Here is a 25,154-nt window from a genome sequence, read left to right on the forward strand (position 1 = left end):
ATGACTGAAAAAGACGAAAAGTTTTTTGAGAAGAAAATGGACCGTCGAGAATTTCTAAAAAAAGCAGGGATTGGAGGGGCTGGTTTAGCGCTAGGACTCTCTGGTGCTTCTGCTTTTTTCGCACCTAAGCTAGGAAGTCAGGAAAAAATCTCGTACGGAAATGAAAAAATTGCTTTTTATGGCAAGCATCAAGCTGGGATTAGTACGCCCATGCAAAAGAATATCTATTTTGTTGTCTTGGACCTGCATACGACGGATAGAGATAAGATTATCCAGCTATTCAAGGATTGGACGGATTATAGTGCCAAGTTGGTTGAGGGGGAATTGGTCAAAAAAGATGGCCAGAATGCTCTCTTGCCTCCGAGTGATACTGGTGAGACAGTCGGGCTCAACCCTCATCGTTTGACGCTGACTTTTGGTGTGTCTGCGAGTTTCTTGAAAAAGATGAACTTGGAAAACAAGCGTCCTCAAGTTTTCAGGGATTTACCGCCTTTTCCTAAAGAGCAATTGCGTGAAAAATATACTGGTGGAGATATTGTCATCCAGGCCTGTGCAGATGATGAGCAGGTTGCCTTTCACGCTATTCGCAATCTCATCCGTAAGGGGAGAAATGCCGTGACCCTTCGTTGGAGTCAGTCTGGTTTTGCAGCTATCGGGGATCGAATGGAGACTCCGCGTAACCTCTTTGGTTTTAAAGATGGAACAGCAAATCCAACCAAGGAGCAAGACTTTGACCGCGTTATCTGGGCTGATAGTAAGGATTGGATGGAAAATGGTTCATATATGGCAGTTCGTCGGATTCAGATGTTTTTAGAGACTTGGGATCGCACTAGTCTTGAAGAACAAGAAAATACTTTTGGTCGTTACAAGGAAAGTGGTGCTCCCTTTGGTAAGAAGAATGAGTTTGATGAAGTGGATTTGAGTCTCTTACCTGATGATTCGCATGTTCGTTTAGCTAAGGAAGTAGACAAGCCCCTTTTGCGACGTTCTTATTCTTACTCTGATGGAATTGATGAAAAAACTGGCCAGTTTGATACAGGATTGCTTTTCATTTCTTTCCAGAAGGATCCTGATAACTTTGTCAAGGTTCAAACCAATCTAGGTGCTACTGATAAGATGAATGAATATATCACTCACATCGGTAGTGGACTCTTTGCTTGCTTTGGTGGTGTGGAGAAAGGAGGCTACATTGGTCAGAAATTATTGGAAGGCTAGAAGCTGGTTACTAGTTTTAGCTTTGTCATTTTTAATTCTTTCCCCAGTAGGTGCCCAAGAAAGCTTGAGTTCTTACTTTGTGAAAATCACAGATGCTTCTAAAGCAGTGAAAAATGGGAATCAGTCTGAGGCCCAGAAACTTGTTCAAGAGATGGCATCAGACTTTGAAAGAGTAGAAGATAGCAATTCTGAGGCTGGTAAAGTCGTTAAGGAAAAGTTAGCTCAGTCAGGCGAGATTACTGAAGACAAACTCACCGAAATTTCTGCAGCCCTATTAGCCTTTGAAAAAGAACAAAATCCTGTTGACCTAGATGCGGAAAAAGAAAAATTGGTAAACCGTCTAAGTCCTTGTTTTGAAGCCTTAGAGCAGGCCATTGCCTCCAAAGATTTGGAAAAGGTACGAGAAGCTTTTAAGAAAATGAATTCCACTTGGACTATCAATGAAAGTGTGGTTCGTGACAATAGTACGGCCCATTATGGACGTGTTGAAACAGCTATTTCTTTCTTGCGTAGTAGTATGGAAACCGAGCCTACGGATTTTAACTCCATCCAGACTTCCTTTGAGGACTTAAAAAAGGCTATCGATGATTTTGCAAGCGGAAAAGAAGTCGCAGAAGCATCTTCTGATTTAAGTCTCAAAGATGGTATTGCTCTTTTGAAGAAAGCTTTGGAACAATTCCAAGCTGGTGACCAAGCATCAGGAGCAGCTAGCATGAAGGAATTCATCACTATCTGGCCAACGATTGAGGGTTCTGTTAGCACGACCAATCCTTCCCTCTATACACGAGTGGAAAGTGAAAGCCCTGTGATTATGGTCAAGGGAGGTGAGAAGGAATACCAAGAAAAATTAGAAAAACTGATTGCAGATTTATCACAAATTGATACTAGCGCACGTTACAATGCCTTTGATGCTATGCTGATTCTTCTAAGAGAAGGAGTAGAGGCCCTCTTAATCGTCATGGCCTTGGTGACGACCTTGAAAGCAGCCAAGATGCGAAAAGGGCTCAAGTGGGTTTATGGTGGTGCTATCACTGGAATCATGGCCAGTCTCCTTATTGCCTTCATCCTGCAAATTTCCTTTCCAGTAGTAACATCAGGCTCCAATCGTGAAATCATCGAAGGAGCAGTGGGGATTTTTGCGGTAGCTATGATGATTTTGATTGGAATCTGGCTCCACAGCAAATCCTCGGTCAAAAAATGGAATACCTTTATGGAGTCACAAATGGAAACAGTGACCAAAACAGGCTCCTTTATTTCCATGTTTGCCCTCAGTTTTCTAGCTGTTTTCCGTGAGGGAGCAGAAACCATTCTCTTTTATGTTGGGATTTTACCAAGAATTTCCAGTTTTGAATTTGTCTTGGGAATTTCACTTGCCTTGCTGGTTCTGGTAATTATTGCCCTTGTGATGAACAAGGCCAGTCAATTCTTCCTGCCACATAAGGTCTTCTTTATCCTGACTTGGATGATTTATGCCCTAGCCTTCAAGATGCTGGGGGTTAGTATCCATGCTCTTCAGTTGACCAATATGGCACCAAATCACTTAGTGACAGGCTTTCCAACGATCGACTTGCTTGGAATTTATCCAAGTTGGGAAGGCTTGGTTAGCCAGCTAGTCTTTGTTATTATTGTCTTGATTGTCACTTTTAGACAGGGTGAAAAATAAATGGATAGAAAAGAATTGACAATCGTTGAACATCTGGTAGAATTTAGAAAGAGACTATTGGCAGTAGTCATTTGTTTCTTTTTGGTATTCTCTGCTTCTCTGCTGTTTGCAGACCAGATTTACCAGTATGTGACCCAATCTTTTCAGCAAAAGTTGATTGTTTTAGGGCCTAATGATATTTTATGGATTTACATACGTTTGGCTAGTCTGATGGCCTTTACTATCACCTTGCCTTACACGGTGTATCATATTTGGTCTTTCATTAAACCCGGTTTAAAGAAGGAAGAAGCTAGAGCTGTCTTTGCCTATATTCCAGCTAGTTTCCTTTGTTTTCTAGTTGGACTGGCTTTTGGTTTTTACTTTGTAACACCGGCCTTACTTCAGGTTTTATTAGGGTTGGGAGAAGGTCTATTTGAAACGCAGTTAACCGCCCAAAATTATCTGTCTTTTGTTTTTCAAACGACCTTGCCTTTGGCTCTGATTTTTGAATTGCCAGTTATCATTGCCTTTTTGACGTCGATTGGACTCATTGGACCAGAATTATTGACTGCTTATCGCCGATATGCCTATTTTATCTTATTGGTACTCGCAGTCATCTTAACACCAGCTGACTTTGTCAGCGATTTGGCAATGACTGCCCCCTTGATATTACTCTATGAATTAAGTATTGCTATTAGCAAACACATTATGAAACGCAAGCAGAAAGGAGAGAGGAATGGGAATCTTACGTGATATTGGAGCACCAGGATTGATTATCATCGTTTTAGGAGCTCTCTTGATATTTGGACCAAAACGATTGCCTGAACTAGGCGAGTCAATCGGTAAAATGCTATCTGAATTTAAAAAAGCAGTTAAAGGAGCTGAAAATCAAGATAAGGAAGACTAAACCTTGTCTAATAAAAAACTTTGTACTCTGGAAGCCATCGCGTGGCTAGCTAGAGTGCAAAGTTTTTTTATTTTTTAGTTAAAATGAAGACTGTGTTCCTTATAAGTACAAGGTTATTAAGAGAGTGGTGGACATTAAAATGATGATTTTGAGTTTTTGTTATTTTTGCTTTGGAGCAAGGTAACATAGTCACTTTTGGTGTGAAATAAGTGGGAAAGAAAAACAGTTCTTTGAGTCTGGTCGATAAAGTAAAGCAAGATATACTGACCGATAATTTTTCCTCGCGTAGGGTACTTACTGTTGATTTTTAGTCCGATTTTTTCATCTGCATCAAAGCCAGCTTCAGGAAAAGTTTCTAAACTTTTTAAGCCGTCTAAAATTCTGGCTACAGTATTCTTAGCAGACTGAGGTGATAAAAGAACAGTAGTAATGTAGTCATGGATACTGTCAATTGCTTGACTCACTTCGGTAGATAGAATCACTTTATAAGTCATATCGTAGCCTCATATCATCTAGGGAAGTTCCTTGTCCGGATTCGTATTCTCTTAAGGAGCGTTCAGATTGGGCTTGTAGTTCCTGAATCAATCGCTCACGATGTATATCTTCTGCAGTTTTTATTGGCAAATCCTGTTCGAGTACAATCTGCTCGATAAAAAGACTAATAGCATCCGTCATAGTCATTCCTTTTTCCTTGATGATAGCTCTAGCTTGTTCCATTGATGACTCATTGATTTTAAAATTGTATTGCTTAGTAAGTGATGTCGTCATGGTATATCTCCAATCTATGCTATATATAGCTAGTATATATCTTTTATATTTTTTAGGCAAGAGAAAACTTTGTACTCTAGAAACTATCGAGAGTGTAAAGTTTTTTTAGTTTGGAACATGAAAACAGCAGTTGATTTCAAGAAACAAAAAAGAACAGCCGAAGCTGTCTTTTTCTCATTATTTGAGACCGTATTTTTTGTTGAAACGATCCACGCGTCCATCTGCTTGAGTGAACTTTTGACGTCCAGTGTAGAATGGGTGTGAGTCTGATGAAATTTCCACACGGATCAATGGGTAAGTTTCGCCTTCGAACTCAACTGTTTCGTTAGAGCGTTTTGTTGAACCGCTAAGGAATTGGTAACCAGTAGTTGTGTCCATGAAGACAACTGGGCGATATTCTGGATGGATATCTTTTTTCATTTTGCAATATTTCCTTTCTGCCATGGTCTCTTTGCGAGCCATAGATTGTTACTATACTAGTCTATCAGATTCTGAAAAGTTTGGCAAGTATTTTATCAGTTTTTAAGCAAGTTTTTTAACTTTTGGTAGATGATTTCGTTTTCCTCTAGGCTATAGGAATTGGCACCGCTTGCTAGAGGATGGCCTCCACCATCATGTTCTTTGGCAATTTCATTGATAGGATGAATTTTACTGCGTAAGCGAACGCGGTAGTGGCCAACAGCCTGCTCCACAAAAATTCCCCAGAGACTAACACTATCAATGCGTCCAGGTGCACCGACAATGGCTGCAGTTTCAGCATCGGTAACATTAAATTGTTTCAAGATTTCCTGACTCAGGATAACACGAGCAGCACCATTTTCATCCACTTCCAGATGGTCGTAGATGTAGCCTTGAAGTTTAGCAATTTTGTAACTCATAGTGTCCATTTTGCGAGTGAGAGCCGCAAAGTCAAAGTTCTGTTCTCTTAGATAGGCAGCCAGGCGAAGAGTCCGTGCAGTGGTAGAAGGGTAGAGGAAACGACCTGTATCGCCAACGATTCCTGCAAAGAGCAACTCAGCAGCGCAATCTGACAAGGCTAGCTGGGTTGTTTGGGCAAATAGGGTAATCATCTCACTAGCGCTACTTGAACTAGTATCTACCCAAGATAAGTCGCCATATACATCATCATTTGGATGATGGTCAATCTTAATGAGAAAATCACTTTGACTATAGCGCTTATCATCGATACGAGCGGTATTAGCTGTATCACAGACGATGACAAGGGCTCCTTGGTAGGCATTATCTTCAACAGAATCCATTTCAGCCATCCAAGTAAGAGTTGGTTCATCAAAACCAACTGCTTTGATGTTTTTTTCTGGGAAATGATGTTTGAGAAGAGCTTTCAAACCCACCTGACTTCCCAAGGCATCAGGGTCTGGTTTCATATGACGATGAATGATAATCGTGTCGTATTCTTTGATTTTTTCTAAAATTTGATGGCAAATTTCCATAAATAACCTCAATTCTTTCTCATTTCATTGTAGCACAAGAATTTTTATTTTTAAAATGAAAAAGATGTGATATAATGGAGAAAGATAAATTGAGGAGGACGATATGGTATTAGCAAAAATTGTATTTGCCAGTATGACCGGTAATACCGAAGAAATTGCAGATATTGTAGCAGACAAATTACGTGACTTGGGCTTGGATGTCGATGTTGATGAATGTACAACTGTTGACGCTTCAGACTTCTTGGAAGCTGACATCGCTATCGTTGCGACCTATACTTATGGTGATGGTGAATTGCCAGATGAGATGATGGACTTCTACGAAGACCTAGCAGATCTCAACTTGAATGGCAAAATCTACGGAGTGGTTGGTTCAGGAGATACCTTCTACGATGAATTCTGTAAGGCTGTTGATGACTTTGATCGTGTTTTTGTTTCGACAGGAGCAGAAAAAGGTTCAGAATGTGTTAAAGTTGATCTCTCTGCTGAGGAAGAAGACATTGAGCGCTTGGAACAATTCGCAGAAGAATTGGCTGCTAAAGTAGGATAAGTATAAACGTGCGCTGATGTAATCAATCAGTGCATTTTTCTTATCGTGAGTTAGGATTTTACTAGCCTATTTGGTGGCTTTTTGATACAATAATTCAAATAAAGGAGGAGACTGTATGGATTTAGATAGTATTCGTCAAGAAATTGATCAAATCGACGACCAAATCGTCAAGCTCTTAGAAGAACGAATGCATTTGGTTGAGGGTGTAGTTGCCTATAAGAAAGCTTCAGGTAAACCGATTTTAGATACCAAGAGAGAAGCGGTTATTTTTGAAAAGGTTAGAAGTCGTGTAGGAGATAAGCGCTATCAGGAAACTATTGTCGCGACTTTTTCGGACATACTCAAACGTTCGCGTGATTATCAGAATCAGAATATCAAATGAAAAAAGAACAATTTTATCCGCTAGGCATTTTTATAGCTGCTATGTTGGGCGGACTTGTGCGCTACCTTGTTTCTACTTGGTTATCAGCCAGTCCAGACTTTCCTTGGGGCACTCTCTTTGTCAACTATCTGGGAATTTTCTGCTTGATTTATCTTGTCAAGGGATATCTGGTCTATAAGGGAACCAGTAAAGGCCTTGTTTTAGCACTGGGGACGGGCTTTTGTGGCGGTTTAACAACCTTTTCCAGTCTCATGCTTGATGCTGTAAAATTACTGGATACAGGGCGTTATCTTAGTTTGATCATGTATTTGTTTTTGAGCATCGGTGGAGGACTGCTTTTAGCTTACTATTTAGGGAGGAAGAAATGGTAATCGTCTATCTTGCAATTGCTTGTGGTTTCGGAGCTTTAGTGCGCTATTTCTTTTCCCGCTATAATCAAACTTCTAAATTGCCCCTCGGAACGCTCATAGTCAATCTTCTAGGTTGTTTTTTAATTGGATTATTCTACAATCATGTGGAGTCTAAGGAAGTCTATGCTATTTTAGCAACAGGATTTTGTGGAGGTTTGACAACTTTTTCGACCTTGAATGACGAACTCCAAAGATTGTTAAGTGATAGGAAGGGATTTTATTCTTATTTAGCTTTGACCTGCCTCGGTGGTTTGCTTGCGATTTTTTTAGGAATTCTGCTATAAATTTCTTTACTTTTTGGTGGAAATTTGGTAAACTGTATCTTGTGTGTAATGGACGCACAAAAATACAGTTTATCCGCTGAGGAAGATTCCTCAAGATTGACAAAGATAGGAGAATAAAATGAATCCATTAATCCAAAGCTTGACTGAAGGTCAACTTCGTACAGATATCCCATCATTCCGTCCTGGTGACACTGTTCGTGTACATGCGAAAGTTGTCGAAGGTAACCGTGAACGTATCCAGATTTTTGAAGGTGTTGTTATCGCACGTAAAGGTGCTGGTATCTCAGAAAACTACACAGTTCGTAAAATCTCTAACGGTGTAGGTGTTGAGCGTATCTTCCCCATCCACACTCCACGTGTTGAAAAAATCGAAGTTGTTCGTTACGGTAAAGTACGTCGTGCGAAATTGTACTACTTGCGTGCTCTTCAAGGTAAGGCAGCTCGTATCAAAGAAATCCGTCGTTAATTCGACTAAAACTCTGCTTTTTCAGCAGAGTTTTTATCTAGCTCCCTTAGTTCAATGGATATAACAACTCCCTCCTAAGGAGTAGTTGCAGGTTCGATTCCTGCAGGGGGCATAATAAGAAGCGTAAAGAAACATAAAGAATATTCAAAGTGTTTATTTGTAGGCAATCATCACAATTTAGTTTTTTAAAATAGGTTAGTATTTTTGGAATCTTTGACCAAAGTGTGACCAAAATTTGACCAAAAGTCAATGAATATAGAATAAAGTAGATCAGGAAGCTGGTCTATTTTATTTTGTAGTTATTGAGAAAAAGTGGTTTGTTTTAATTTGACTATTATACACATAATGCGTATAATAGTAAGTGTAAGGAGGTAACGAATATATATGCCACTTACAGGTAAAGAAATGGTGAAACTAGCTCTTGAGAATGGATGGGTTGAAGTTCGTCAAAGAGGAAGTCATCATCATTTTAAGAAAGAGGGTTTTTCTTATCTTGTCACGATTCCAGTTCATGGAAATGAAGATTTGGGAAAGGGATTGGAGAGAAAGATTCTCAAAGATTTAGGATTGTAATTTTTACTTTCCTAAGTCTTTTTACATCAGAGGTAGTAGAATGTTGGGGGTAGTAGAATGTTAAAAACGTATCCAGCTATTTTTCATAAAGAAGGAACAGGATATTGGGTAGAATTTCCAGAATTTGGTGGTGGTACAGAAGGAAAAAATATCGAAGAAGCGATGAAAAATGCTCGAGAAATGCTTGAAAATGTTTTAGCTTCTTATATCGATGAAGGGATGGCGTTGCCTACTCCAAGTGATATTTTAAAGATTGAAGTTTCAGATGGTTTTGTATCAATGATTCAAGTTGATCCTGCGCCTTTTGTGAGAAGTAACAAGGCGATTAGAAAGAACGTGACCGTTCCTGAATGGCTAGTTCGTCTTGCTGATCGAGAAAAGATTAACTATTCAGAAGTTTTGGCACAAGCATTAGAGAAGAAGTTGCAAGTTTAAATTTAAAGACTGTATTTATTAGGGAATAAGTTTGATATGTATTGGTAAAAGTGATACAATAGATATACAAGAAGAAAAGGAGAAATGCTATGTCACAAATTGCTGTAAGAGTAGATGATGAATTGAAAAAAGAAGCGACTGCGATTTTTAATGAGTTGGGGTTGGATATGTCAACTGCTGTGAAGTTATTTTTGAAGCAAAGTGTGTTGACAAGAAGTATTCCTTTTGAAGTTAAACTTGATTCTGAGTAAGGTGAAATAAAAGTGTGGATAGATATAATCTAAAGGGGTTCGGTTATGGTTTATACAATAGATCAGATAAAGGAAAAAATTGTTCCTGTTGCTAAACAATATGATTTATCTAAAATTTATCTATTTGGCTCTTATGCTAGGGGCGAAGCTGATGGGAAAAGTGATGTTGATATTGCTTTGGAGTTAGAGGATGATTCTATATATTTTGATGTATATGGTAGACTTTTGACTATTTTTGATGGTAATATAGATATTCTATTGGTTAGTGATTTACTTTCTCCAAAAACAAACATTGGGAAGTTAGTCAAGAAAAATTTTTTGAATGATAGAGAGGTTATTTATGAGAAGTCAATCTCTTGAAACTGATATAGCATATTTGAAGGATATGGTTTTATATCTTGATAAGGCCGATGCTGTTTTGTATAAAGCAAGAAGATATAATTTACCTTTAGATGATGATATGGTAGTTGATTCTATCGCTATGAATTTAGGACAGGTAGGAGAACAGTTATCGTTAGGCAAATTATCAGAGGAAGTAAAACAGAAGTATTCAGATAGGATAAACTGGACTCAGATAAAAGGTTTTAGAAATTTTATTTATCATAATTATTCTAACTTAAATTTTAAAATTATAGAGGGTATATTGAAGGAATCTGTTCCCAAAACGAAAGAATCTTTACACTCGATTATAAGAGAATTAGAAGGTGAATTATAAAATAGAAAATGAAAGAGAAACTCTAAAAACGTATGGAAGATTTGCTAGAAATCGACAAATTTTATTCCTCAAAAAACGAATACTTCCATAAGAGAAATTATTATTGATGAAGATTTAATATCTGTATTGGATGCATTGAAAGAGGAACAAGATAAGGTTCTTTATAATCGTGAAGAATTAAAGAAATATGATTTGGTCTCTTGTGATAGAAGGTATAAACTTTCTACAAATTATGGATTGAATAAATACTTGAAAGTATTTTTATCCGAACTTGGGATAGGTAGCCAAACCATGATAGCAAAAGCAGGCAGGCATATTTACGGTTTATATTTATTAGACTTCCTGCAAAACTAGAATCCTAGTTCATGATTGATAATACCAACAATCAAATTCATTCGTAAGCCGAAGCGTTTACGATGATTTCGATAGGTTGTTGAAAATATTTTAAACGTTTTCATAGTGAAATGAAATAAGAACAGGACAAATCGATCAGGACAGTCAAATCGATTTCTAACAATGTTTTAGAAGTAGATGTGTACTATTCTAGTTTCAATCTACTATACTCTGTCAAAAATATTCTCAACCTTGATTCTCTCCTTAGATAGCGCATGGTTACAGGCTTTATCTTCAGCTGTTAGCAGCTTGAGTTTGCTGGATTTCCTCGGAGTTTGCGCTTGAGGATATAGCTTCATGAGCCCTTGATAAGCACTGTCAGCCAAGATTTTACCAGCTTGTCCGATATTTCTGCGACTCATTTTGAACAACTTCATATCATGACAATAGTTCACAGCGAGCTCCAAAGAAACAATTCTCCCTTGACTTGTGACAATCGCTTAAGCCTTCATAGCGTGGCATTTCTTTTTACCAGAATCATTCTCTAATTGTTTTTTTAGAACGATTGATTTTTACTTCCGTCGCATCAATCATTACCGTGTCCTCAGAACTGAGAGGAGTTCTTGAAATCGTAACACCACTTTGAACAAGAGTTACTTCAACCCATTGACTCCGATGGGTTAAGTTGCTTTCGTGGATACCAAAATCAGCCGCAATTTGTTCATAAGTTCGATATTCTCGCACATATTGAAGTCGCCATAAGAAGGTATTCTAGGCTTAGTTTAGGTTTTCGTCCCCCTTTTGCGTGTTTACCTTGATAAGCTGTTTTCAATACAGCTAACATCTCTTCAAAAGTCGTGCGCTGAACACCAACCAGGAGCTTAAATCGTGCATCAGTTAGTTGTTTACTTGCTTCATAATTCATAGAACTATTCTACCATATTTTGTTTCGCAGGAAGTCTATTATCAAAAGGTGTTGATATATGGGCTGTTTCAAGATTACTAAGGCATAAAGATATACAACAAATTATTCAAACTTACGGACATACTCTAAAAGAGGGTTATTGATAAATAGTATAGGAAGAGCCTTAAAATAAGGTTTTTTCTATTTATCGATTCCAGCAGGGGGTATGTAATTAGATACTATAGTAGATTGAAACTAGAATAGTGTATCTGGACTTCTAAAACATTACTAGAAATTGATTTGTCCTATTCCTATTTCATTTTACTATAAAAACCGCTCAACTGAGCGGTTTTCGTCTATTCATACCCTCTTACAGTACCCATGTTCGGATGGCATGGGCAACACCGGATTCGTCATTTGTTTTAGTGATGTATTTGGCGATTTTTTTGATTTCTGGATTTCCATTTTCCATGACAACGGGGTTCCCAACGACTTCCAGCATGGCACGGTCATTTTCTTCGTCACCGATAGCCATGGTTTGATTTTTGGTCAATCCGAGTTTTTCAGCTAGGTGAGTGATGGCTGACCCCTTGTCTACATTCTTTTTAAGGAGTTCGAGGTAGAAAGGAGCAGACTTGTTGATAGAGTAGCGTTCGTAAAATTCTGCTGGTATCTTTTCAATTGCAGCATCGAGAACCTCAGGCTCATCGATGAACATACACTTGACGATTTCCTTGTCAGCCATTTCTTCAGGTGTGCGGTAGAAGATAGGCATGTTGACGAGGGTTGATTCGTGCACAGTGTATGTTCCGATATTGCGATTGGCAGTATAGATACCGTCCTTAGTAATAGCATGCATGTGGACACCGAGCTTACGACTGAGAAATTCCATATCCAGATAATCCTCATAAGTCAAGGATTCGCTGATAATCTCATGCCCTGTAGCAGTTTCTTGGACAAGGGCACCATTGAAGGTCACAACATAGTCACCCTCGTCTCTCAACTGCAAGTCGTCCAGAAGTTTGGCAACACCTGCGATAGGGCGGCCAGTTGCAATGACGACTTTGACACCAGCTTCTTTGGCATCTTGGATGGCAGAAAAGACTTCAGGAGTAATCTCCTTTTGACTGTTGACTAGGGTTCCGTCAATATCGACAGCGATTAGTTTAATACTCATAAAATTCCTCTTCTAGTTTTTATTTGGGGTAAAATGATCGTTCTCAATTAAGTGTAAAAATTGCTGGGTAATGCTAGCAAAGATGCTGTTTTGGTCCAACATTTCTTTTGGAAAATAAAAGCGATTATCTCCGTGGCGACTGCCAGCAAGGGATTGGACGATAGGAGACAGGCTAGAGAGTTCGGCCAGTTGACCATTTTTTTGTAAAATCTCAATCTGTGTCCGTGGATTTTCAGATTCGGGACGATAGATATCATAAGGGAGGTCAAAATTCTTATGAATGGCAGTGTAGTAGTCGGGATCAAAGCCGATATCCTCAACCAATTTTCTCATGCTAGCGAGTTGGTCTTGGTCTTCTTGTGAAAAAGTAATGGATTTAAAGACCTTGCGGTTGACAAAGCGTTGCGACAGGTCTGCAAGAATCTTGTCAGGACTGGTCATCCAGAGTTGGAAGTAGGTATTCATCACACCATCATCCAGAGCTAGATAGTCAGACAAGGTCACATTTTTTTCGAAGAAAGGCAGGAGGTGTGGAGAAGTTCGGGCAAAGAAATCCTTGTCCTCAGGATAGAGTTCCTTGGCGCGTTTGAGAAGATTCTGTAGGAGAACTTCCATGGCGCGTGTTGCGGGGTGGAAATAAACCTGCATGTACATCTGGTAGCGACTGAGGACGTAGTCTTCGATGGCGTGCATGCCATTGCGCTGAAAGGCGATACCATTTTCGACAGGACGAATGACTCGGAGGATGCGAGTCAGGTCAAATTCCCCATAGGATGCTCCTGTAAAATAGGAGTCGCGCAAGAGATAGTCCATACGGTCCGCATCAATCTGACTGGAAATGAGTTGCACCACCTGCTTGTTAGGATAGGTATGGTCTATGACACTGGCAACTTTTTCTGGAAAGTCTGGCGCCACTTGTAGCAGGACTTGGTGAATCTCCGTCTCAGGACTTTGGATGATTTCCTGGGTGATGCCCTCATGGTCTGTATCAAAGAGATGTTCAAAAGTATGGGAGTAGGCACCATGACCCAGGTCATGGAGGAGAGCAGCGGTCATGGTGAGGAGGGATTCGGCAAGATTCCATCCCTCAGGATATTTTTCTTCAAAAATCTCCGTGATACGTCGTGCAATTTCATAGACTCCTAGACAGTGGGAGAAGCGGCTGTGTTCTCCACCGTGGAAGGTATAACTGGAAGTTCCCAGTTGCTTGATACGGCGCAAACGTTGAAATTCTTTTGTATTGATCAAGTCATAGATGATTTGATTATTGACATGGATGTAGTTGTGAACAGGGTCACGGAATACTTTTTCGTTCATATGACCATTATAGCAAAAAGCTAGAGTTTTTGGTAAAATAGTAGGACAAGAGACAAGAAAGAGGACTTGATGTGAAGATTCGGATGCGAAATACGATTCAGTTTGATGAGCAGTTGGAAGTGATTGACCAACTTTATGACGTGGAAGTGCATGAAAAGGGAGATTATAGCTACCTGCTTTTCTATAATGAGGAAAAGGAAAAAGTAGTGATTAAATTTCATGGTCAAGAACTGGTGATGAGTCGTTTTTCCAATCCCAAGACCATTATGCGCTTTTTAAAGGATAGTGATAGTTTAGCCTATATTCCTACACCTATGGGCATGCAGGAGTTTATCATCCAAACGAGTCATTATCAAGTTGATAGACAAAAGATTGAACTAGATTATCAACTACAAAATCAAGAGGGACATCCCTTTGCTAGCTATCAATTGGAAATTACTTGGGGCTAGGCTCTTATTTTTTTCAAATTTACCTGGCTATCTTCTCGGATTGGCTTCCTAATGTGGTAGATTAGGCTAATTTTTGGTATAATAAAAGTTATGGAAATCGAAAAAACCAATCGTATGAATGCGCTCTTTGAATTTTATGCAGCGCTTTTGACAGATAAGCAAATGAATTATATAGAGCTCTATTACGCTGATGATTACAGCCTTGCTGAGATTGCCGAGGAGTTCGGTGTCAGTCGTCAGGCTGTCTATGACAATATCAAGCGAACAGAAAAGATTCTGGAAGATTATGAGATGAAATTGCACATGTACTCGGACTACATTGTCCGCAGTCAGATTTTTGATCAGATTTTGGAGCGCTATACCAAGGATGACTTTCTGCAGGAGCAGATAGAAATTTTAACAAGCATTGATAATAGAGAATAAGAGGAAGAAAAATGGCATTTGAAAGTTTAACAGAACGTTTGCAGAACGTCTTTAAAAATCTACGTAAAAAAGGAAAAATCTCTGAATCTGATGTCCAAGAGGCAACCAAAGAAATTCGCTTGGCCTTGCTCGAGGCCGACGTTGCCTTGCCTGTTGTAAAGGATTTTATCAAGAAAGTTCGTGAGCGTGCAGTCGGCCATGAGGTCATTGATACACTTAATCCTGCGCAACAGATTATTAAAATCGTTGATGAGGAATTGACAACCGTTTTAGGTTCTGATACGGCAGAAATTATCAAATCACCTAAGATTCCTACAATCATCATGATGGTTGGTTTGCAGGGGGCTGGTAAAACAACTTTTGCTGGTAAATTGGCCAACAAACTCAAGAAGGAAGAAAATGCTCGTCCTTTGATGATTGCGGCGGATATTTATCGTCCAGCTGCTATTGACCAGCTGAAGACACTGGGTCAACAGATTGATGTGCCTGTCTTTGCTCTTGGTACAGAAGTACCAGCTGTTGAGATTGTTCGTCAAGGTTTGGAACAAGCTCAAACTAATCATAACGACTATGTCTTGATTGATACTGCGGGTCGTTTGCAGATTGATGAGCTCCTCATGAATGAGCTTCGTGATGTGAAAGTATTGGCTCAACCAAATGAAATCTTGCTTGTCGTTGATGCTATGATTGGTCAGGAAGCAGCCAATGTTGCGCATGAGTTTAATGCTCAGTTGGAAGTAACTGGGGTTATCCTTACCAAGATTGATGGCGATACTCGTGGTGGTGCGGCTCTATCTGTTCGTCACATCACTGGAAAACCAATCAAGTTCACTGGTACAGGTGAAAAAATTACAGATATCGAAACCTTCCACCCAGACCGCATGTCTAGCCGTATCCTTGGTATGGGGGATATGCTCACTCTGATTGAGAAAGCTTCTCAGGAATACGATGAGCAAAAAGCTCTTGAAATGGCTGAGAAGATGCGTGAGAATACCTTTGATTTCAATGATTTCATTGCTCAGTTGGATCAGGTGCAAAACATGGGCCCAATGGAAGACTTGCTCAAGATGATTCCAGGTATGGCCAACAATCCAGCCCTTCAAAACATGAAGGTGGATGAGCGTCAGATCGCGCGCAAACGTGCCATCGTGTCTTCCATGACACCTGAGGAACGTGAAAACCCAGATTTGTTAAATCCAAGCCGTCGTCGTCGTATCGCTGCAGGTTCTGGAAATACCTTTGTCGAAGTTAATAAATTCATCAAGGACTTTAACCAGGCTAAACAGCTCATGCAGGGTGTTATGTCTGGAGATATGAACAAGATGATGAAGCAAATGGGGATCAATCCAAACAATCTTCCTAAAAATATGCCAAATATGGGAGGAATGGATATGTCTGCCCTTGAAGGAATGATGGGACAAGGTGGTATGCCTGACTTGTCAGCTCTCGGAGGAGCAGGAATGCCAGATATGAGTCAGATGTTTGGTGGTGGACTCAAAGGTAAAATTGGTGAATTTGCTATGAAACAGTCCATGAAACGTATGGCTAACAAAATGAAGAAAGCGAAGAAGAAACGCAAGTAAGACGAAGGAAGGCCGCAGAGCTTTCCTTTTTTAGAAAAATAATAAAGGTCTATTTTGAATCTGTAAAGAATAAAAAATAATAATACTCAATGAAAATCAAATAGCAAACTAGGAAGCTAGCCGCAAGCTGCTCAAAACACTGTTTTGAGGTTGTAGATAAGACTGACGAAGTCAGTCACATATATACGGTAAGGCGACGTTGATGTGGTTTGAAGAGATTTTTGAAGAGTATAAATATAAAGAAAAATCAGAAATTGAGATTAGAGAACTCTTTTGATTTCAATCCTTATTTTTGATAAAATGAAGCTGTAATGTATTAAAAATGAAGCATTACAAAGATAGGATAAGCCAACTTAATTTTTTATAAAATTAAAATTACAAAAGCTTGACAAAGCTAAGAAAGGATACTACCATGAGCACAGCACAGCACAGCACAGCACAGCACACAGGTGAAAAGTCTGGACTTGAGAAATTAACTCTCACTTCCAAAGATGTTTTTACAGATAATATTTCAAAAATTGGTCAACTTTTTCCTGAAGTTCTGACGGAAAAGAGGGATGAATACGGCAGATTACATCCTGCGATTGACTTTGAGAAGCTTAAACAGTTTTTATCAGAGGAAATTGTGGATGGTCGAGAATCCTATGAGTTTACTTGGGTTGGAAAGCGTGAAGCTATTGCAGAAGCTGGGCGACCAACTACCAAAACCTTAAGACCAGATCTTGATGAAAGTGTTGACTTTGAAAACAGTGAAAATGTCTTTATTACTGGAGATAATTTAGAAGTCTTGAAAATCTTACAAGAATCCTATCTAGGAAAAATCGATATGATTTATATCGATCCACCCTATAATACAGGGAAAGACTTTGTATACTCTGATAAGTTCCAAAAAACAGACGAAGAGTTGAAGGAAGAGATGGAACTTTTGGATGAAGAAGGACGCCAAGTAATTGGGCTCACAAAAAATGAAAAAACTTCGGCCCGTTATCACTCAGACTGGCTCAATATGATGTATCCACGCCTCCGCCTAGCGCGTAATCTTCTCAAAGATTCAGGTGTCATCTTTATCTCTATCGATGATAATGAACAAGCTAATCTGAAAGCTATCTGTGATGAGATATTTGGGGAGGAGAATTTTATAGCTAATGTAATTTGGGAACGTGCATATTCGCCTGTAAATTTGAAAAAGCACTTTTCAGAGAGTCATGACTATATTTTGGCGTATTCAAAAAATATAGAAATTTCAGTATGTAATGGATTACCTAGAAGTGATGAGGCTAATGATCGTTATTCAAATCCTGATAATGATCCAAGAGGAATATGGAAATCTGGAGATCTATCAGTTGGTCCAGCAATTCAAAATAATATTTACGAAATTGTGACACCAAGTGGACGTAAAGTTATGCCACCAAGTGGTTATAGTTGGAGATTGAATCGAGATAGATTTGAAGAATTTGTTTTGGATAAGCGCATTTGGTTTGGTCCGAATGGAGATAATGTACCATCGATAAAACGATTTTTATCAGAGACTAAACAGACGATAACTCCAATGACAATTTGGAAATATCAAGATGTTGGACATTCACAATCTGCTAGTCAAGATTTAAAGAGACTATTTGATGGAAATGCTTATTTTACATATCCAAAATCAGTACCATTATTAAAACGTGTTATACAGCTTTATAGTCAAGAAGAATCTATTATTTTTGACTTCTTTGGTGGTTCTGGTACTACGGCAGATGCAGTCATGCAACTGAATGCGGAAGATGGTGGAAATCGTAAGTTTATCCTGTGTACTTTGGATGAGGAAGTAGCTGATAAGTCTGCTGCTAAAGAAGCAGGTTATGAAACTATTGATCAGATTTCACGTGAACGGATACGTCGTGCTGCTGCAAAGATTCAGGAAGAGCATCCAGAGTTGGTTGGCAAACAAGACTTTGGATTTAAGGCCTACAAGTTAGCTTCTTCTAATTTCAAAGATGTTTCAGCTCGGCCAGATCAATTTATCCAAGGAGAACTTTTTGATAGTGTATCCAATATCAAGGAAGGACGTACTGGGCTTGACCTACTTTTCCAAGTTATGCTGACATGGGGAATGGAATTGTCATTAGCTATTGATTGGGAGAAAGTAGCAGGAGCAGAAGTTTATGATGTAGATCAAGGATCACTCATGGCTTGTTTTGAAGATGAAATCTCTGAAGAAGTTATCCGTCACATCGCTCAAGCACAACCACTCCGTACTGTTTTCCGTGATAGCTCATTTGCCAATTCAGCAGATAAGATTAACGTAAGTGAAATCTTCAAAGAATTGTCACCACATACGAAAGTGAAGGTGGTGTAGGCTATGAGTTTTAATAAAAACGTCAAAAATATCAAAAAGAAGAATAATAGCAAAAATAGCAATTTTGAGAAGCTTGATGAAATGATTCAAGATGAAATTAGAAAACTAAAAATAGTTAGACGAGCTCGTATTTTGGCTAGTGAACGACTTGAGGGATATGCTAGTAAGTGGGACATGTATTTACTTTTGATGGCTATTTTATCTAGTACCTTATTAGTTATTTCATTGATAGTTCCAAATGAAGGTTTGATAAAAAAAGTGGTTTCAGGATGTTTTTCTATGTATACAGTTATCATTCAATATTATGTGTCCACATTAAACTATAGAGAACGTGCTTTGAAATTCCATTATCACCATATAGAAATTAATAAACTTAAAGAATCACTTCAATGGTTATCTCTACAAGGTTATAATTTTAAAAAGAAGAATGCTAAATTTAAAGTTATAGTAGAAAAATATAATCTTATTCTTCAGCAACAAGAAAATTATAGTGAGTACGATTATCATAGAGCAAAGTGTAAAGAAATTAGACAGTTAGATTTTAGCATGGATAATATTTTCGTAAATATTCAACCGATTGTTATTATCTTATTTATTCTTAGTTACTTGTTCTTGGGAGGTATTTGCAATGAGATTACAATTTAAAAAACAACAATTCCAGTTGGATGCGGTTAGTGCCATTGCAGATTTATTTCAAGGGCAAGCCAAACATACTGGAGTTCAGTATATGGCGGATCCAGGTCGTCTCAAGTCAGATGAGGTAGATTTGGTTTTAGATGCTTATCGAAATGCACCGATTCAATTGAGTCAAGCAAGTGTACGAGAAAATGTTCATGCCATGCAAACTCGCTATGGTTTACGCCCTTCTGATAGTCTTTCTATTGATATGATTGCTGGAAGAGAAGCTTATAATTTTTCAATAGAGATGGAGACGGGAACAGGGAAGACCTACACTTATATCCGTACAATTATGGAGTTGAATAAACGGTATGGCTGGCTTAAATTTGTCATTGTCGTTCCAAGTGTTGCTATTCGTGAAGGAGTTCTCAAGTCTCTTCATATTATGTCAAGCCACTTTCAGATGGAGTATGGGAAGCAACCACGCTATTTTGTTTATGATTCCTCACGTTTAGGTGATTTGGATAGTTTTGCCAATTCGTCAGACCTTCAAATCATGGTCATCAACTCTCAAGCCTTTAATGCGAAAGGGAAAGATGCGAGACGGATTCATTCTGAACAGGAAAGTTTCCGTTGGCGTCGTCCAATTGACGTCTTGGCAGCTATGAATCCGATTATGATTATTGATGAACCTCAGTCTGTTGAAGGGAAACAAACCAAGGAAAGACTAAAAGATTTCAAGCCATTGTTTACGCTACGTTATTCGGCTACCCATAAAGAAAAACATGATATGGTTTATAGATTGGATGCCATGGATGCTTACAATCAAAAATTAGTGAAGAAGATTGCAGTTAAGGCTATTGAGCAAACTGGGACGACTGGGACACAAGGATATCTATATCTACAAGAAATCATTCCACAAAAAACAGGAGCACCCAAAGCAAAAGTTGAGTTTGAAGTAAAAACGCAGTCAGGTGTTAAGAGGAAATTGAAGGTGGTGGAAGAACCCTTTGATTTGTACGCTGAATCAGGGAATTTATCTGCTTATAAAGGAATGACCCTTAGTCACTTTGATGCAAGAGAGAACAAACTTCAAGTTGGTGTGACGCAAGAACTTCATGTCGGTGAAGTGATAGGGGAAGTGGATGAGTCGAGCATCAGAAGAATTCAAATCCGAGAGACTATAAAAAGTCATATCGAAAAGGAAAGTAAACTGTACAATCGAAGAATTAAAGTATTATCCCTATTTTTCATCGATGAAGTGGCTAAGTATAAGCAATATGATGAACATAATGATGCCTATAATGGTGAATATGCTCAGATTTTTGAAGAAGAATATCGAAATCAAGTAAACCAGTTTATCCAAACACAGGAACCAACTCCTTATCGTCGATATTTGGAGGCTAATCTTGAGGGAAATTCAGTTCATGCCGGTTACTTTTCGGTAGATAAAGTGAAGAAGTCAGATAAGACCATTTTTGTGGACTATAAATCTGCCAGTGAAAAGAAAAATAATCTTTCAAATGACATTGATGCCTATGACTTGATTATGAAGGACAAGGAGCGTTTATTGAGCTTTGAAGAGCCAGTTCGTTTCCTCTTTTCTCACTCAGCTCTAAAAGAGGGATGGGATAATCCTAATGTCTTTCAAATCTGTACGCTGAAGCAATCTTCAGCAGAGACTCGAAAACGTCAAGAAATCGGTCGTGGTATGCGTTTAGCAGTTGACCAAAACGGAATTCGTCAGGATTTTGAACTCTTAGGAAATGATGTTCATGAAATCAATAAACTGACAGTAATTGCAAATGAAAGTTATGATCAATTTGCTCGAAGTCTACAAGAAGAAATCAAAGAACTCTTAGCAGAACGTCCTGTAAAAGTGGATGTTACTCTCTTTACGAATAAAGTTCTAACGAATCAAGAAGGTCAAACAATACGAATTACCAAGGAACAAGCAGATTCGATTCATTTTGATTTGATTCGACAAGGCTATATAGACCGTGAAGGGCAATTGACTGCAGAATATTTTACTACAAAAGAAAATCATCAGTTACAACTGTCTGAAACACTAGCAGGTTATGAGGATAAGCTGGTAGAGATATTGGAGAGCGTTTATCATGTTGGACAGTATGAAATTGAAAATGCCAATCATTCAGTCATTCAGTTCTCAAATGAGGTCAATCAAGAAAATATTGCTCGAAAAGAATTCTTAAATCTCTGGAAGCAAATCAATCGAAAGACCAGCTATCAAGTAGAATTTGATGATGCGGAATTGGTAAAACATTCGGTTGACTATATCAATGAGAAATTAGTCGTTAGCAAACCAAGTTTCCAAATAACTCAAGCAAGTGCAGCAGATATGAGTAAAGAAGAGGGACTGAACTTTACGGTAGCTGAAAATGATCGCCAACAAGAATATCTAACGGATTCGCAGATTATGACCAAATATGATTTGCTAGGGGAGATTGCTGAGCAGACTGGTTTAACTCGTAAATTGGTTGCGGAAATATTAAGTAAAATCTATGTCTACCAATTTGACAAGTTTAAACAAAATCCAGAAGAGTTTATTCTTAAGGTTTCAAAGCTTATTAATGAACAAAAAGCAAGTCAAATTATCAAGCATATTCAGTATAATGTGTTAAATGAAGAGTATGATATGGACTTGTTTTATGACAATCCTGAAACTGCTAACAGATCAGATGATCACTTACTTGAATCCAAAAAAGGGATTTACAATTTTGTAAAAGTTGATTCAAATACGGAGAAGACGTTTAAAGAATCTTTGGAACAATACGAGGATGTTCGTGTTTATGTGAAGTTACCAGGGAAGTTCAGTATTGCGACTCCACTTGGAAACTATAACCCTGACTGGGCAATCGCCTTCCGTGAAGGTAGTGTCAAGCATATCTATTTTGTTGCAGAAACAAAAGGCTCTATGTCTAGTCTTCAATTAAAACAAGCTGAGCAAGCAAAAATTTCCTGTGCGCGTGCTCATTTTAAAGCGTTAGCTCAAGCTGGATTGATTAATGATCAGCACATCTATGATGTGGTTTCAAGTTATGAGGAATTATTAAATATTGTAAGATAGGGAGGTAAAAGAAATGGAATTTATTGTATATCGTAAGGGAAGAGAAGTAGCTGTTTTTCAACGTAGGAGTGATGCAGAGAGATATGTGCACTCTAGAACTGGATTTTTTGGTGAACCAGATGCTTACTGTCAGATTGAACAAAGAGGTTGTTATTTGACAGAAGCAGCTGTAACTTACAAGGGATTGGCAGATGACTGTGATGAATTGATGATTTTGCGAAAATTCAGGGATTCTTATCTAGCTTTTAAAGATGGTGGTCAGGAGGAAATTGAATCCTACTATAAGATGGCTCCTCAGATTGTTGCCAAGTTAGAAGAACATTCAAATCGTGAGGAAATACTAGAGTCTATCTGGTCAGGACTTGTCTTACCTTGTGTTTCCTTGATTAAAATAGGAGAGAATCAAACTTGCCATCAATTGTATAAAACATATACACTAGAATTGTCTCAAAAAGTGGTCCAATAAAACGAGTAGAGTATAGGAAAAGAGTTCGGGTCCTCGCTAACTTGTATAGTGAAGAGACCCCCTATTCTATTTAGATCCCCAATACCAAAACAAACGTGTCAAACTAATCACTAATAGAACATACTTGGAAGATTTTGAATGGAATGAGGAAGATACAAAGGAAGACAATTTCTCTAGCTGGCTTGATGAAATGGTAGGATTGTAAGGGGGGATTTTTACCCCTTGGGTTTTAAGAGTATATATAATTAAGATAAACTAAAAAGACTAACACAAAAAAAGAAAGTAGAGAAAAGAAAATGAAGTTATTAAAGGGTTTGGGCTTTGCCTTGGTATTGTTTTACATGGTTATATTTATTGGAGTAAACTTTGTGACTGTTGGGGTTGATAATGATAAAAAAGAAGAAACAACAAAAGAGATACAAAGGTATGAATTGTTAGACTAGACTAAAATAAAAAAGCATTATACAATAGTAATATGAAATCAACTAAAGAAGAAATCCAAGCTATCAAAACACTTTTAAAAGACTCTAGTACAGCTAAATATCATAAACGCCTTCAAATCGTTCTATTTCGTCTGATGGGTAAATCTTATAAAGAGATTATAGAGCTTTTAGACTGTAATCAAACAACGATTTGGCCAACTGTAAAAAAATATGAGGAGTTCGGACTCGACTCTCTCCTTCAAGAAATACGTGGTGGTCGTAACCATGCATATATGACAATTGAGGAAGAGAAAGCCTTTCTTGCCCGTCATTTGAAGGCTGCAGAGGCAGGAGAATTTGTTACAATTGATGCCTTATTTCAGGCTTATACAAAGGAGTTAGGTTCTTCCTACACACGTGATGCCTTTCTCTTTCCACACTTGTTCAATGGGGTTCATCTCTGGTGTGTATGGAGGAATAAAGGTAAAGCCAATATTAGTCGGAATCTTTAAGGTACTTGATTTATGCCATATGGCATTGTCCATAACGAGTAAAAGATAATCATCTGGATAAGCTTGTGAAAGCTCTTCTAAAAAGGCGTTCATCCACTCAGTATGACATCCACCAGCGATTAAGAAAAATGATTCGCCTGTATGGGCATCAACAGCTCCATAACAATAGCAAAATTCTCGTATATAGTGACTATGGACATGTGAACCTACTCCCATTGGAGCCCAACAAGATCCCAGTTTACTGATTCTACCGAAACCAGCCTCATCTTGGTACATCAAGCGAACCTTACGAAAATGCCTACTGGTTTTAAAGCGCTTTCTTGTCTTCTTGAATTGAGATTTTATTTTTAGACGCGACAATGGTTTGAACGTCTGCTTTCTTGGGATGTTCTGGACGTGGCCTAATATTTCGCCAACCATGGCGCTTCAAGAGTTGATAAAAGTCATCACGTGTGTAGGAAGAACCTAACTCCTTTTTATAAGCCTGAAATAAGGCATCAATTGTAACAAATTCTCCTGCCTCTGCAGCCTTCAAATGACGGGCAAGAAAGGCTTTCTCTTCCTCAATTGTCATATATGCATGGTTACGACCACCACGTGTTTCTTGAAGGAGAGAGTCGAGTCCGAACTCCTCATATTTTTTTACAGTTGGCCAAATCGTTGTTTGATTACAGTCTAAAAGCTCTATAATCTCTTTATAAGATTTACCCATCAGACGAAATAGAACGATTTGAAGGCGTTTATGATATTTAGCTGTACTAGAGTCTTTTAAAAGTGTTTTGATTGTTTGGATTTCTTCTTTAGTTGATTTCATATTACTATTATATAATACTTTTTGATTTTAGTTTAGTATTAACATAATCGGCTTTTTCCTCATACCATTGATTAATAGCTGTCATAAATCCGTCATAGTTCCAAGCCAAGTTTTCTGCTAGTGAGAAATTTCCTGAAGACCAGGCGCTCCAAATGTCCTTACTAGACAAGCGTGTGTGATTAATGGTGATCGAAGCTTCTGCTGCACGAATGAAGGTTGTTTTTTCTAGTGCAGTTGACCATTTGATAGGAACATAGCTAGTAACTAGACCTTCGTCTGTTGTTTCTTTTCGAATGGCATTGATACGGTCTAAGATAGCCTGTTTATATGGCGTTAAGAAAGTCCCTTCAATCCCAACTAGAGTAGTACCAGAAGAAGTACTAGTGACCTAAGAGTTTAAGATATTGTAGGATTGACCATTGATTGCTTGAGTGGAAACCAGCCTATCATTAGTGGCTACTGATTGTGATGTAACAATTCCTACCCCAAGAAGTGATAGAGCTGAAATCGTTGCAAGTGTGAACTTTTTAGCTTTGGTGTCCATTTCGTGTCCCCTTATTTTTTATTATATAGTTATTTAGTTTTAAAAAAGCGTTCCAAACATTCAAAAATAGTTGGGACTTCCCTTAATAAATCTGTTCCTTTCTTTTTCAAGATAGCC

General features: G+C 38.3%; 29 protein-coding genes, 1 tRNA gene and 5 pseudogenes. 25 read left to right on the forward strand and 10 right to left on the reverse strand.

Going from position 1 to position 25,154, the window contains the following annotated elements; all coding sequences use genetic code 11:
- Genes efeB through tatA form a run of 4 tightly spaced genes read left to right on the forward strand, consistent with a single transcriptional unit; the run spans position 1 to position 3,764 of the window.
- Positions 1-1,215, forward strand: a complete 1,215-nt coding sequence (gene efeB, locus B4W83_RS02590) for an iron uptake transporter deferrochelatase/peroxidase subunit (protein WP_000136411.1) — start codon at positions 1-3, stop codon at positions 1,213-1,215.
- A complete protein-coding gene (locus B4W83_RS02595; RefSeq protein ID WP_000252108.1) occupies positions 1,190-2,878 on the forward strand; it encodes an FTR1 family protein in 1,689 nt (562 codons plus the stop codon). Before efeB ends, B4W83_RS02595 begins: the two co-directional genes overlap by 26 nt.
- The gene (tatC, locus tag B4W83_RS02600; protein ID WP_000375159.1) at positions 2,879-3,610 is read left to right on the forward strand and encodes a twin-arginine translocase subunit TatC; all 732 of its coding nucleotides are present in this window, start codon (positions 2,879-2,881) and stop codon (positions 3,608-3,610) included.
- Positions 3,594-3,764: a twin-arginine translocase TatA/TatE family subunit gene (gene tatA, locus B4W83_RS02605; RefSeq protein ID WP_000512107.1), complete on the forward strand. Its 171-nt coding sequence runs from the start codon at positions 3,594-3,596 to the stop codon at positions 3,762-3,764. Before tatC ends, tatA begins: the two co-directional genes overlap by 17 nt.
- 134 nt (positions 3,765-3,898) lie before the next feature.
- Here tatA and B4W83_RS02610 read toward each other — a convergent pair whose 3' ends face one another.
- From B4W83_RS02610 to B4W83_RS02625, 4 genes are all read right to left on the reverse strand, one after another.
- Positions 3,899-4,258, reverse strand: coding sequence for a type II toxin-antitoxin system RelE/ParE family toxin (locus B4W83_RS02610; RefSeq protein ID WP_000221462.1), 360 nt, complete (start codon positions 4,256-4,258; stop codon positions 3,899-3,901).
- Positions 4,248-4,532: a type II toxin-antitoxin system RelB/ParD family antitoxin gene (gene relB / locus B4W83_RS02615; RefSeq protein ID WP_000213592.1), complete on the reverse strand. Its 285-nt coding sequence runs from the start codon at positions 4,530-4,532 to the stop codon at positions 4,248-4,250. Before relB ends, B4W83_RS02610 begins: the two co-directional genes overlap by 11 nt.
- Before the next feature lie 177 nt (positions 4,533-4,709).
- Complete coding sequence (locus tag B4W83_RS02620; protein WP_000710764.1) at positions 4,710-4,952, reverse strand: type B 50S ribosomal protein L31; 243 nt, start codon at positions 4,950-4,952, stop codon at positions 4,710-4,712.
- A gap of 95 nt (positions 4,953-5,047) precedes the next feature.
- Complete coding sequence (locus B4W83_RS02625) at positions 5,048-5,983, reverse strand: DHH family phosphoesterase (RefSeq protein ID WP_000401752.1); 936 nt, start codon at positions 5,981-5,983, stop codon at positions 5,048-5,050.
- Between the two features lie 103 nt (positions 5,984-6,086).
- Here B4W83_RS02625 and B4W83_RS02630 point away from each other — a divergent pair, with 103 nt between their 5' ends.
- The 12 genes and pseudogenes from B4W83_RS02630 to B4W83_RS13785 all read left to right on the forward strand — a co-directional run.
- Entirely contained in the window at positions 6,087-6,530 is a 444-nt protein-coding gene (locus B4W83_RS02630; protein WP_000241950.1) for a flavodoxin, read from the forward strand.
- Between the two features lie 115 nt (positions 6,531-6,645).
- Positions 6,646-6,912, forward strand: coding sequence for a chorismate mutase (locus B4W83_RS02635; protein ID WP_000362492.1), 267 nt, complete (start codon positions 6,646-6,648; stop codon positions 6,910-6,912).
- The gene (gene crcB, locus B4W83_RS02640) at positions 6,909-7,283 is read left to right on the forward strand and encodes a fluoride efflux transporter CrcB (protein WP_000712083.1); all 375 of its coding nucleotides are present in this window, start codon (positions 6,909-6,911) and stop codon (positions 7,281-7,283) included. Before B4W83_RS02635 ends, crcB (B4W83_RS02640) begins: the two co-directional genes overlap by 4 nt.
- Positions 7,277-7,606 (forward strand): fluoride efflux transporter CrcB, encoded by a 330-nt coding sequence (gene crcB, locus B4W83_RS02645; RefSeq protein ID WP_000237405.1) that lies wholly within the window; start codon positions 7,277-7,279, stop codon positions 7,604-7,606. The genes crcB (B4W83_RS02640) and crcB (B4W83_RS02645) overlap by 7 nt, the downstream gene beginning before the upstream one ends.
- 118 nt (positions 7,607-7,724) lie before the next feature.
- The gene (gene rplS / locus B4W83_RS02655; RefSeq protein ID WP_001068669.1) at positions 7,725-8,072 is read left to right on the forward strand and encodes a 50S ribosomal protein L19; all 348 of its coding nucleotides are present in this window, start codon (positions 7,725-7,727) and stop codon (positions 8,070-8,072) included.
- Between the two features lie 40 nt (positions 8,073-8,112).
- Positions 8,113-8,184 (forward strand) — tRNA-Arg (locus B4W83_RS02660).
- 272 nt (positions 8,185-8,456) lie between these two features.
- Entirely contained in the window at positions 8,457-8,645 is a 189-nt protein-coding gene (locus tag B4W83_RS02665) for a type II toxin-antitoxin system HicA family toxin (RefSeq protein ID WP_001131503.1), read from the forward strand.
- Between the two features lie 57 nt (positions 8,646-8,702).
- Positions 8,703-9,080, forward strand: coding sequence for a type II toxin-antitoxin system HicB family antitoxin (locus B4W83_RS02670; RefSeq protein ID WP_000921490.1), 378 nt, complete (start codon positions 8,703-8,705; stop codon positions 9,078-9,080).
- 89 nt (positions 9,081-9,169) lie between these two features.
- Positions 9,170-9,331: a type II toxin-antitoxin system RelB/DinJ family antitoxin gene (locus tag B4W83_RS02675; RefSeq protein ID WP_000077979.1), complete on the forward strand. Its 162-nt coding sequence runs from the start codon at positions 9,170-9,172 to the stop codon at positions 9,329-9,331.
- Positions 9,332-9,376: 45 nt separating this feature from the next.
- Positions 9,377-9,691, forward strand: coding sequence for a nucleotidyltransferase family protein (locus tag B4W83_RS02680; protein WP_000263130.1), 315 nt, complete (start codon positions 9,377-9,379; stop codon positions 9,689-9,691).
- Positions 9,672-10,046: a HepT-like ribonuclease domain-containing protein gene (locus B4W83_RS02685; RefSeq protein WP_001257560.1), complete on the forward strand. Its 375-nt coding sequence runs from the start codon at positions 9,672-9,674 to the stop codon at positions 10,044-10,046. Before B4W83_RS02680 ends, B4W83_RS02685 begins: the two co-directional genes overlap by 20 nt.
- 1 nt (position 10,047) lies before the next feature.
- Positions 10,048-10,382, forward strand: a pseudogene (locus B4W83_RS13785) (site-specific integrase); the annotation flags it as partial.
- A 14-nt stretch (positions 10,383-10,396) separates the two neighbouring features.
- Here the strand turns inward: B4W83_RS13785 and B4W83_RS12220 are convergent.
- From B4W83_RS12220 to B4W83_RS02705, 4 genes and pseudogenes are all read right to left on the reverse strand, one after another.
- Positions 10,397-10,501 (reverse strand): annotated as a pseudogene (locus B4W83_RS12220) (IS5/IS1182 family transposase); the annotation flags it as partial.
- A gap of 105 nt (positions 10,502-10,606) precedes the next feature.
- Positions 10,607-11,304 (reverse strand): annotated as a pseudogene (locus B4W83_RS02695) (transposase family protein); the annotation flags it as partial.
- A gap of 349 nt (positions 11,305-11,653) precedes the next feature.
- Positions 11,654-12,460 (reverse strand): sugar-phosphatase, encoded by an 807-nt coding sequence (yidA, locus tag B4W83_RS02700; protein WP_000023513.1) that lies wholly within the window; start codon positions 12,458-12,460, stop codon positions 11,654-11,656.
- Between the two features lie 12 nt (positions 12,461-12,472).
- Positions 12,473-13,777 carry an HD domain-containing protein gene (locus B4W83_RS02705; protein WP_001003510.1) on the reverse strand — a complete coding sequence of 435 codons (1,305 nt, stop codon included), beginning with the start codon at positions 13,775-13,777 and terminating at the stop codon, positions 12,473-12,475.
- A 71-nt stretch (positions 13,778-13,848) separates the two neighbouring features.
- On the opposite strand from B4W83_RS02705, the gene B4W83_RS02710 reads away from it, so the two are divergent.
- The 9 genes and pseudogenes from B4W83_RS02710 to B4W83_RS02750 all read left to right on the forward strand — a co-directional run.
- Positions 13,849-14,226 (forward strand): YwiB family protein, encoded by a 378-nt coding sequence (locus tag B4W83_RS02710; RefSeq protein WP_001813294.1) that lies wholly within the window; start codon positions 13,849-13,851, stop codon positions 14,224-14,226.
- 90 nt (positions 14,227-14,316) lie between these two features.
- Positions 14,317-14,649 carry a putative DNA-binding protein gene (locus B4W83_RS02715; protein WP_000402074.1) on the forward strand — a complete coding sequence of 111 codons (333 nt, stop codon included), beginning with the start codon at positions 14,317-14,319 and terminating at the stop codon, positions 14,647-14,649.
- An 11-nt stretch (positions 14,650-14,660) separates the two neighbouring features.
- Positions 14,661-16,232 (forward strand): signal recognition particle protein, encoded by a 1,572-nt coding sequence (gene ffh, locus B4W83_RS02720; protein ID WP_000863644.1) that lies wholly within the window; start codon positions 14,661-14,663, stop codon positions 16,230-16,232.
- Positions 16,233-16,857: 625 nt separating this feature from the next.
- On the forward strand, positions 16,858-18,573 hold the full coding sequence (locus tag B4W83_RS02730) for a site-specific DNA-methyltransferase (protein WP_000349002.1): 1,716 nt from the start codon (positions 16,858-16,860) through the stop codon (positions 18,571-18,573).
- A gap of 3 nt (positions 18,574-18,576) precedes the next feature.
- On the forward strand, positions 18,577-19,218 hold the full coding sequence (locus B4W83_RS02735; protein WP_000009498.1) for an SLATT domain-containing protein: 642 nt from the start codon (positions 18,577-18,579) through the stop codon (positions 19,216-19,218).
- Positions 19,202-22,279 carry a type III restriction-modification system endonuclease gene (locus tag B4W83_RS02740; RefSeq protein ID WP_001239260.1) on the forward strand — a complete coding sequence of 1,026 codons (3,078 nt, stop codon included), beginning with the start codon at positions 19,202-19,204 and terminating at the stop codon, positions 22,277-22,279. Before B4W83_RS02735 ends, B4W83_RS02740 begins: the two co-directional genes overlap by 17 nt.
- A gap of 13 nt (positions 22,280-22,292) precedes the next feature.
- Complete coding sequence (locus B4W83_RS02745) at positions 22,293-22,745, forward strand: CFI-box-CTERM domain-containing protein (protein ID WP_000394497.1); 453 nt, start codon at positions 22,293-22,295, stop codon at positions 22,743-22,745.
- A 296-nt stretch (positions 22,746-23,041) separates the two neighbouring features.
- Entirely contained in the window at positions 23,042-23,188 is a 147-nt protein-coding gene (locus B4W83_RS12920) for a hypothetical protein (protein WP_000770987.1), read from the forward strand.
- A 32-nt stretch (positions 23,189-23,220) separates the two neighbouring features.
- A pseudogene (locus tag B4W83_RS02750) lies at positions 23,221-23,595 on the forward strand (helix-turn-helix domain-containing protein); the annotation flags it as partial.
- On the opposite strand, the pseudogene B4W83_RS02755 reads toward B4W83_RS02750, so the two are convergent.
- Positions 23,596-24,493: pseudogene (locus B4W83_RS02755) on the reverse strand (IS630 family transposase); the annotation flags it as partial. It lies immediately after the preceding pseudogene.
- Positions 24,494-24,881: 388 nt separating this feature from the next.
- A complete protein-coding gene (locus tag B4W83_RS13255; protein ID WP_000379812.1) occupies positions 24,882-25,037 on the reverse strand; it encodes a hypothetical protein in 156 nt (51 codons plus the stop codon).
- Positions 25,038-25,154: the final 117 nt, after the last annotated feature.

Source organism: Streptococcus pseudopneumoniae ATCC BAA-960 = CCUG 49455 (genome assembly GCF_002087075.1).
In the GTDB taxonomy this organism is placed as follows: Bacteria; Bacillota; Bacilli; order Lactobacillales; family Streptococcaceae; genus Streptococcus; species Streptococcus pseudopneumoniae.

What these genes read in the sequence shown, in the direction of transcription:
- efeB (WP_000136411.1), top strand. Translation starts at nt 1, where the DNA reads ATGACTGAAAAAGACGAAAAGTTTTTTGAGAAGAAAATGGACCGTCGA.
- tatC (WP_000375159.1), top strand. Translation starts at nt 2,879, where the DNA reads ATGGATAGAAAAGAATTGACAATCGTTGAACATCTGGTAGAATTTAGA.
- tatA (WP_000512107.1), top strand. Translation starts at nt 3,594, where the DNA reads ATGGGAATCTTACGTGATATTGGAGCACCAGGATTGATTATCATCGTT.
- B4W83_RS02610 (WP_000221462.1), bottom strand. Translation starts at nt 4,258, where the DNA reads ATGACTTATAAAGTGATTCTATCTACCGAAGTGAGTCAAGCAATTGAC.
- relB (WP_000213592.1), bottom strand. Translation starts at nt 4,532, where the DNA reads ATGACGACATCACTTACTAAGCAATACAATTTTAAAATCAATGAGTCA.
- B4W83_RS02620 (WP_000710764.1), bottom strand. Translation starts at nt 4,952, where the DNA reads ATGAAAAAAGATATCCATCCAGAATATCGCCCAGTTGTCTTCATGGAC.
- B4W83_RS02625 (WP_000401752.1), bottom strand. Translation starts at nt 5,983, where the DNA reads ATGGAAATTTGCCATCAAATTTTAGAAAAAATCAAAGAATACGACACG.
- B4W83_RS02630 (WP_000241950.1), top strand. Translation starts at nt 6,087, where the DNA reads ATGGTATTAGCAAAAATTGTATTTGCCAGTATGACCGGTAATACCGAA.
- B4W83_RS02635 (WP_000362492.1), top strand. Translation starts at nt 6,646, where the DNA reads ATGGATTTAGATAGTATTCGTCAAGAAATTGATCAAATCGACGACCAA.
- crcB (WP_000712083.1), top strand. Translation starts at nt 6,909, where the DNA reads ATGAAAAAAGAACAATTTTATCCGCTAGGCATTTTTATAGCTGCTATG.
- crcB (WP_000237405.1), top strand. Translation starts at nt 7,277, where the DNA reads ATGGTAATCGTCTATCTTGCAATTGCTTGTGGTTTCGGAGCTTTAGTG.
- rplS (WP_001068669.1), top strand. Translation starts at nt 7,725, where the DNA reads ATGAATCCATTAATCCAAAGCTTGACTGAAGGTCAACTTCGTACAGAT.
- B4W83_RS02665 (WP_001131503.1), top strand. Translation starts at nt 8,457, where the DNA reads ATGCCACTTACAGGTAAAGAAATGGTGAAACTAGCTCTTGAGAATGGA.
- B4W83_RS02670 (WP_000921490.1), top strand. Translation starts at nt 8,703, where the DNA reads ATGTTAAAAACGTATCCAGCTATTTTTCATAAAGAAGGAACAGGATAT.
- B4W83_RS02675 (WP_000077979.1), top strand. Translation starts at nt 9,170, where the DNA reads ATGTCACAAATTGCTGTAAGAGTAGATGATGAATTGAAAAAAGAAGCG.
- B4W83_RS02680 (WP_000263130.1), top strand. Translation starts at nt 9,377, where the DNA reads ATGGTTTATACAATAGATCAGATAAAGGAAAAAATTGTTCCTGTTGCT.
- B4W83_RS02685 (WP_001257560.1), top strand. Translation starts at nt 9,672, where the DNA reads ATGAGAAGTCAATCTCTTGAAACTGATATAGCATATTTGAAGGATATG.
- yidA (WP_000023513.1), bottom strand. Translation starts at nt 12,460, where the DNA reads ATGAGTATTAAACTAATCGCTGTCGATATTGACGGAACCCTAGTCAAC.
- B4W83_RS02705 (WP_001003510.1), bottom strand. Translation starts at nt 13,777, where the DNA reads ATGAACGAAAAAGTATTCCGTGACCCTGTTCACAACTACATCCATGTC.
- B4W83_RS02715 (WP_000402074.1), top strand. Translation starts at nt 14,317, where the DNA reads ATGGAAATCGAAAAAACCAATCGTATGAATGCGCTCTTTGAATTTTAT.
- ffh (WP_000863644.1), top strand. Translation starts at nt 14,661, where the DNA reads ATGGCATTTGAAAGTTTAACAGAACGTTTGCAGAACGTCTTTAAAAAT.
- B4W83_RS02735 (WP_000009498.1), top strand. Translation starts at nt 18,577, where the DNA reads ATGAGTTTTAATAAAAACGTCAAAAATATCAAAAAGAAGAATAATAGC.
- B4W83_RS02740 (WP_001239260.1), top strand. Translation starts at nt 19,202, where the DNA reads ATGAGATTACAATTTAAAAAACAACAATTCCAGTTGGATGCGGTTAGT.
- B4W83_RS02745 (WP_000394497.1), top strand. Translation starts at nt 22,293, where the DNA reads ATGGAATTTATTGTATATCGTAAGGGAAGAGAAGTAGCTGTTTTTCAA.
- B4W83_RS12920 (WP_000770987.1), top strand. Translation starts at nt 23,042, where the DNA reads ATGAAGTTATTAAAGGGTTTGGGCTTTGCCTTGGTATTGTTTTACATG.
- B4W83_RS13255 (WP_000379812.1), bottom strand. Translation starts at nt 25,037, where the DNA reads ATGGACACCAAAGCTAAAAAGTTCACACTTGCAACGATTTCAGCTCTA.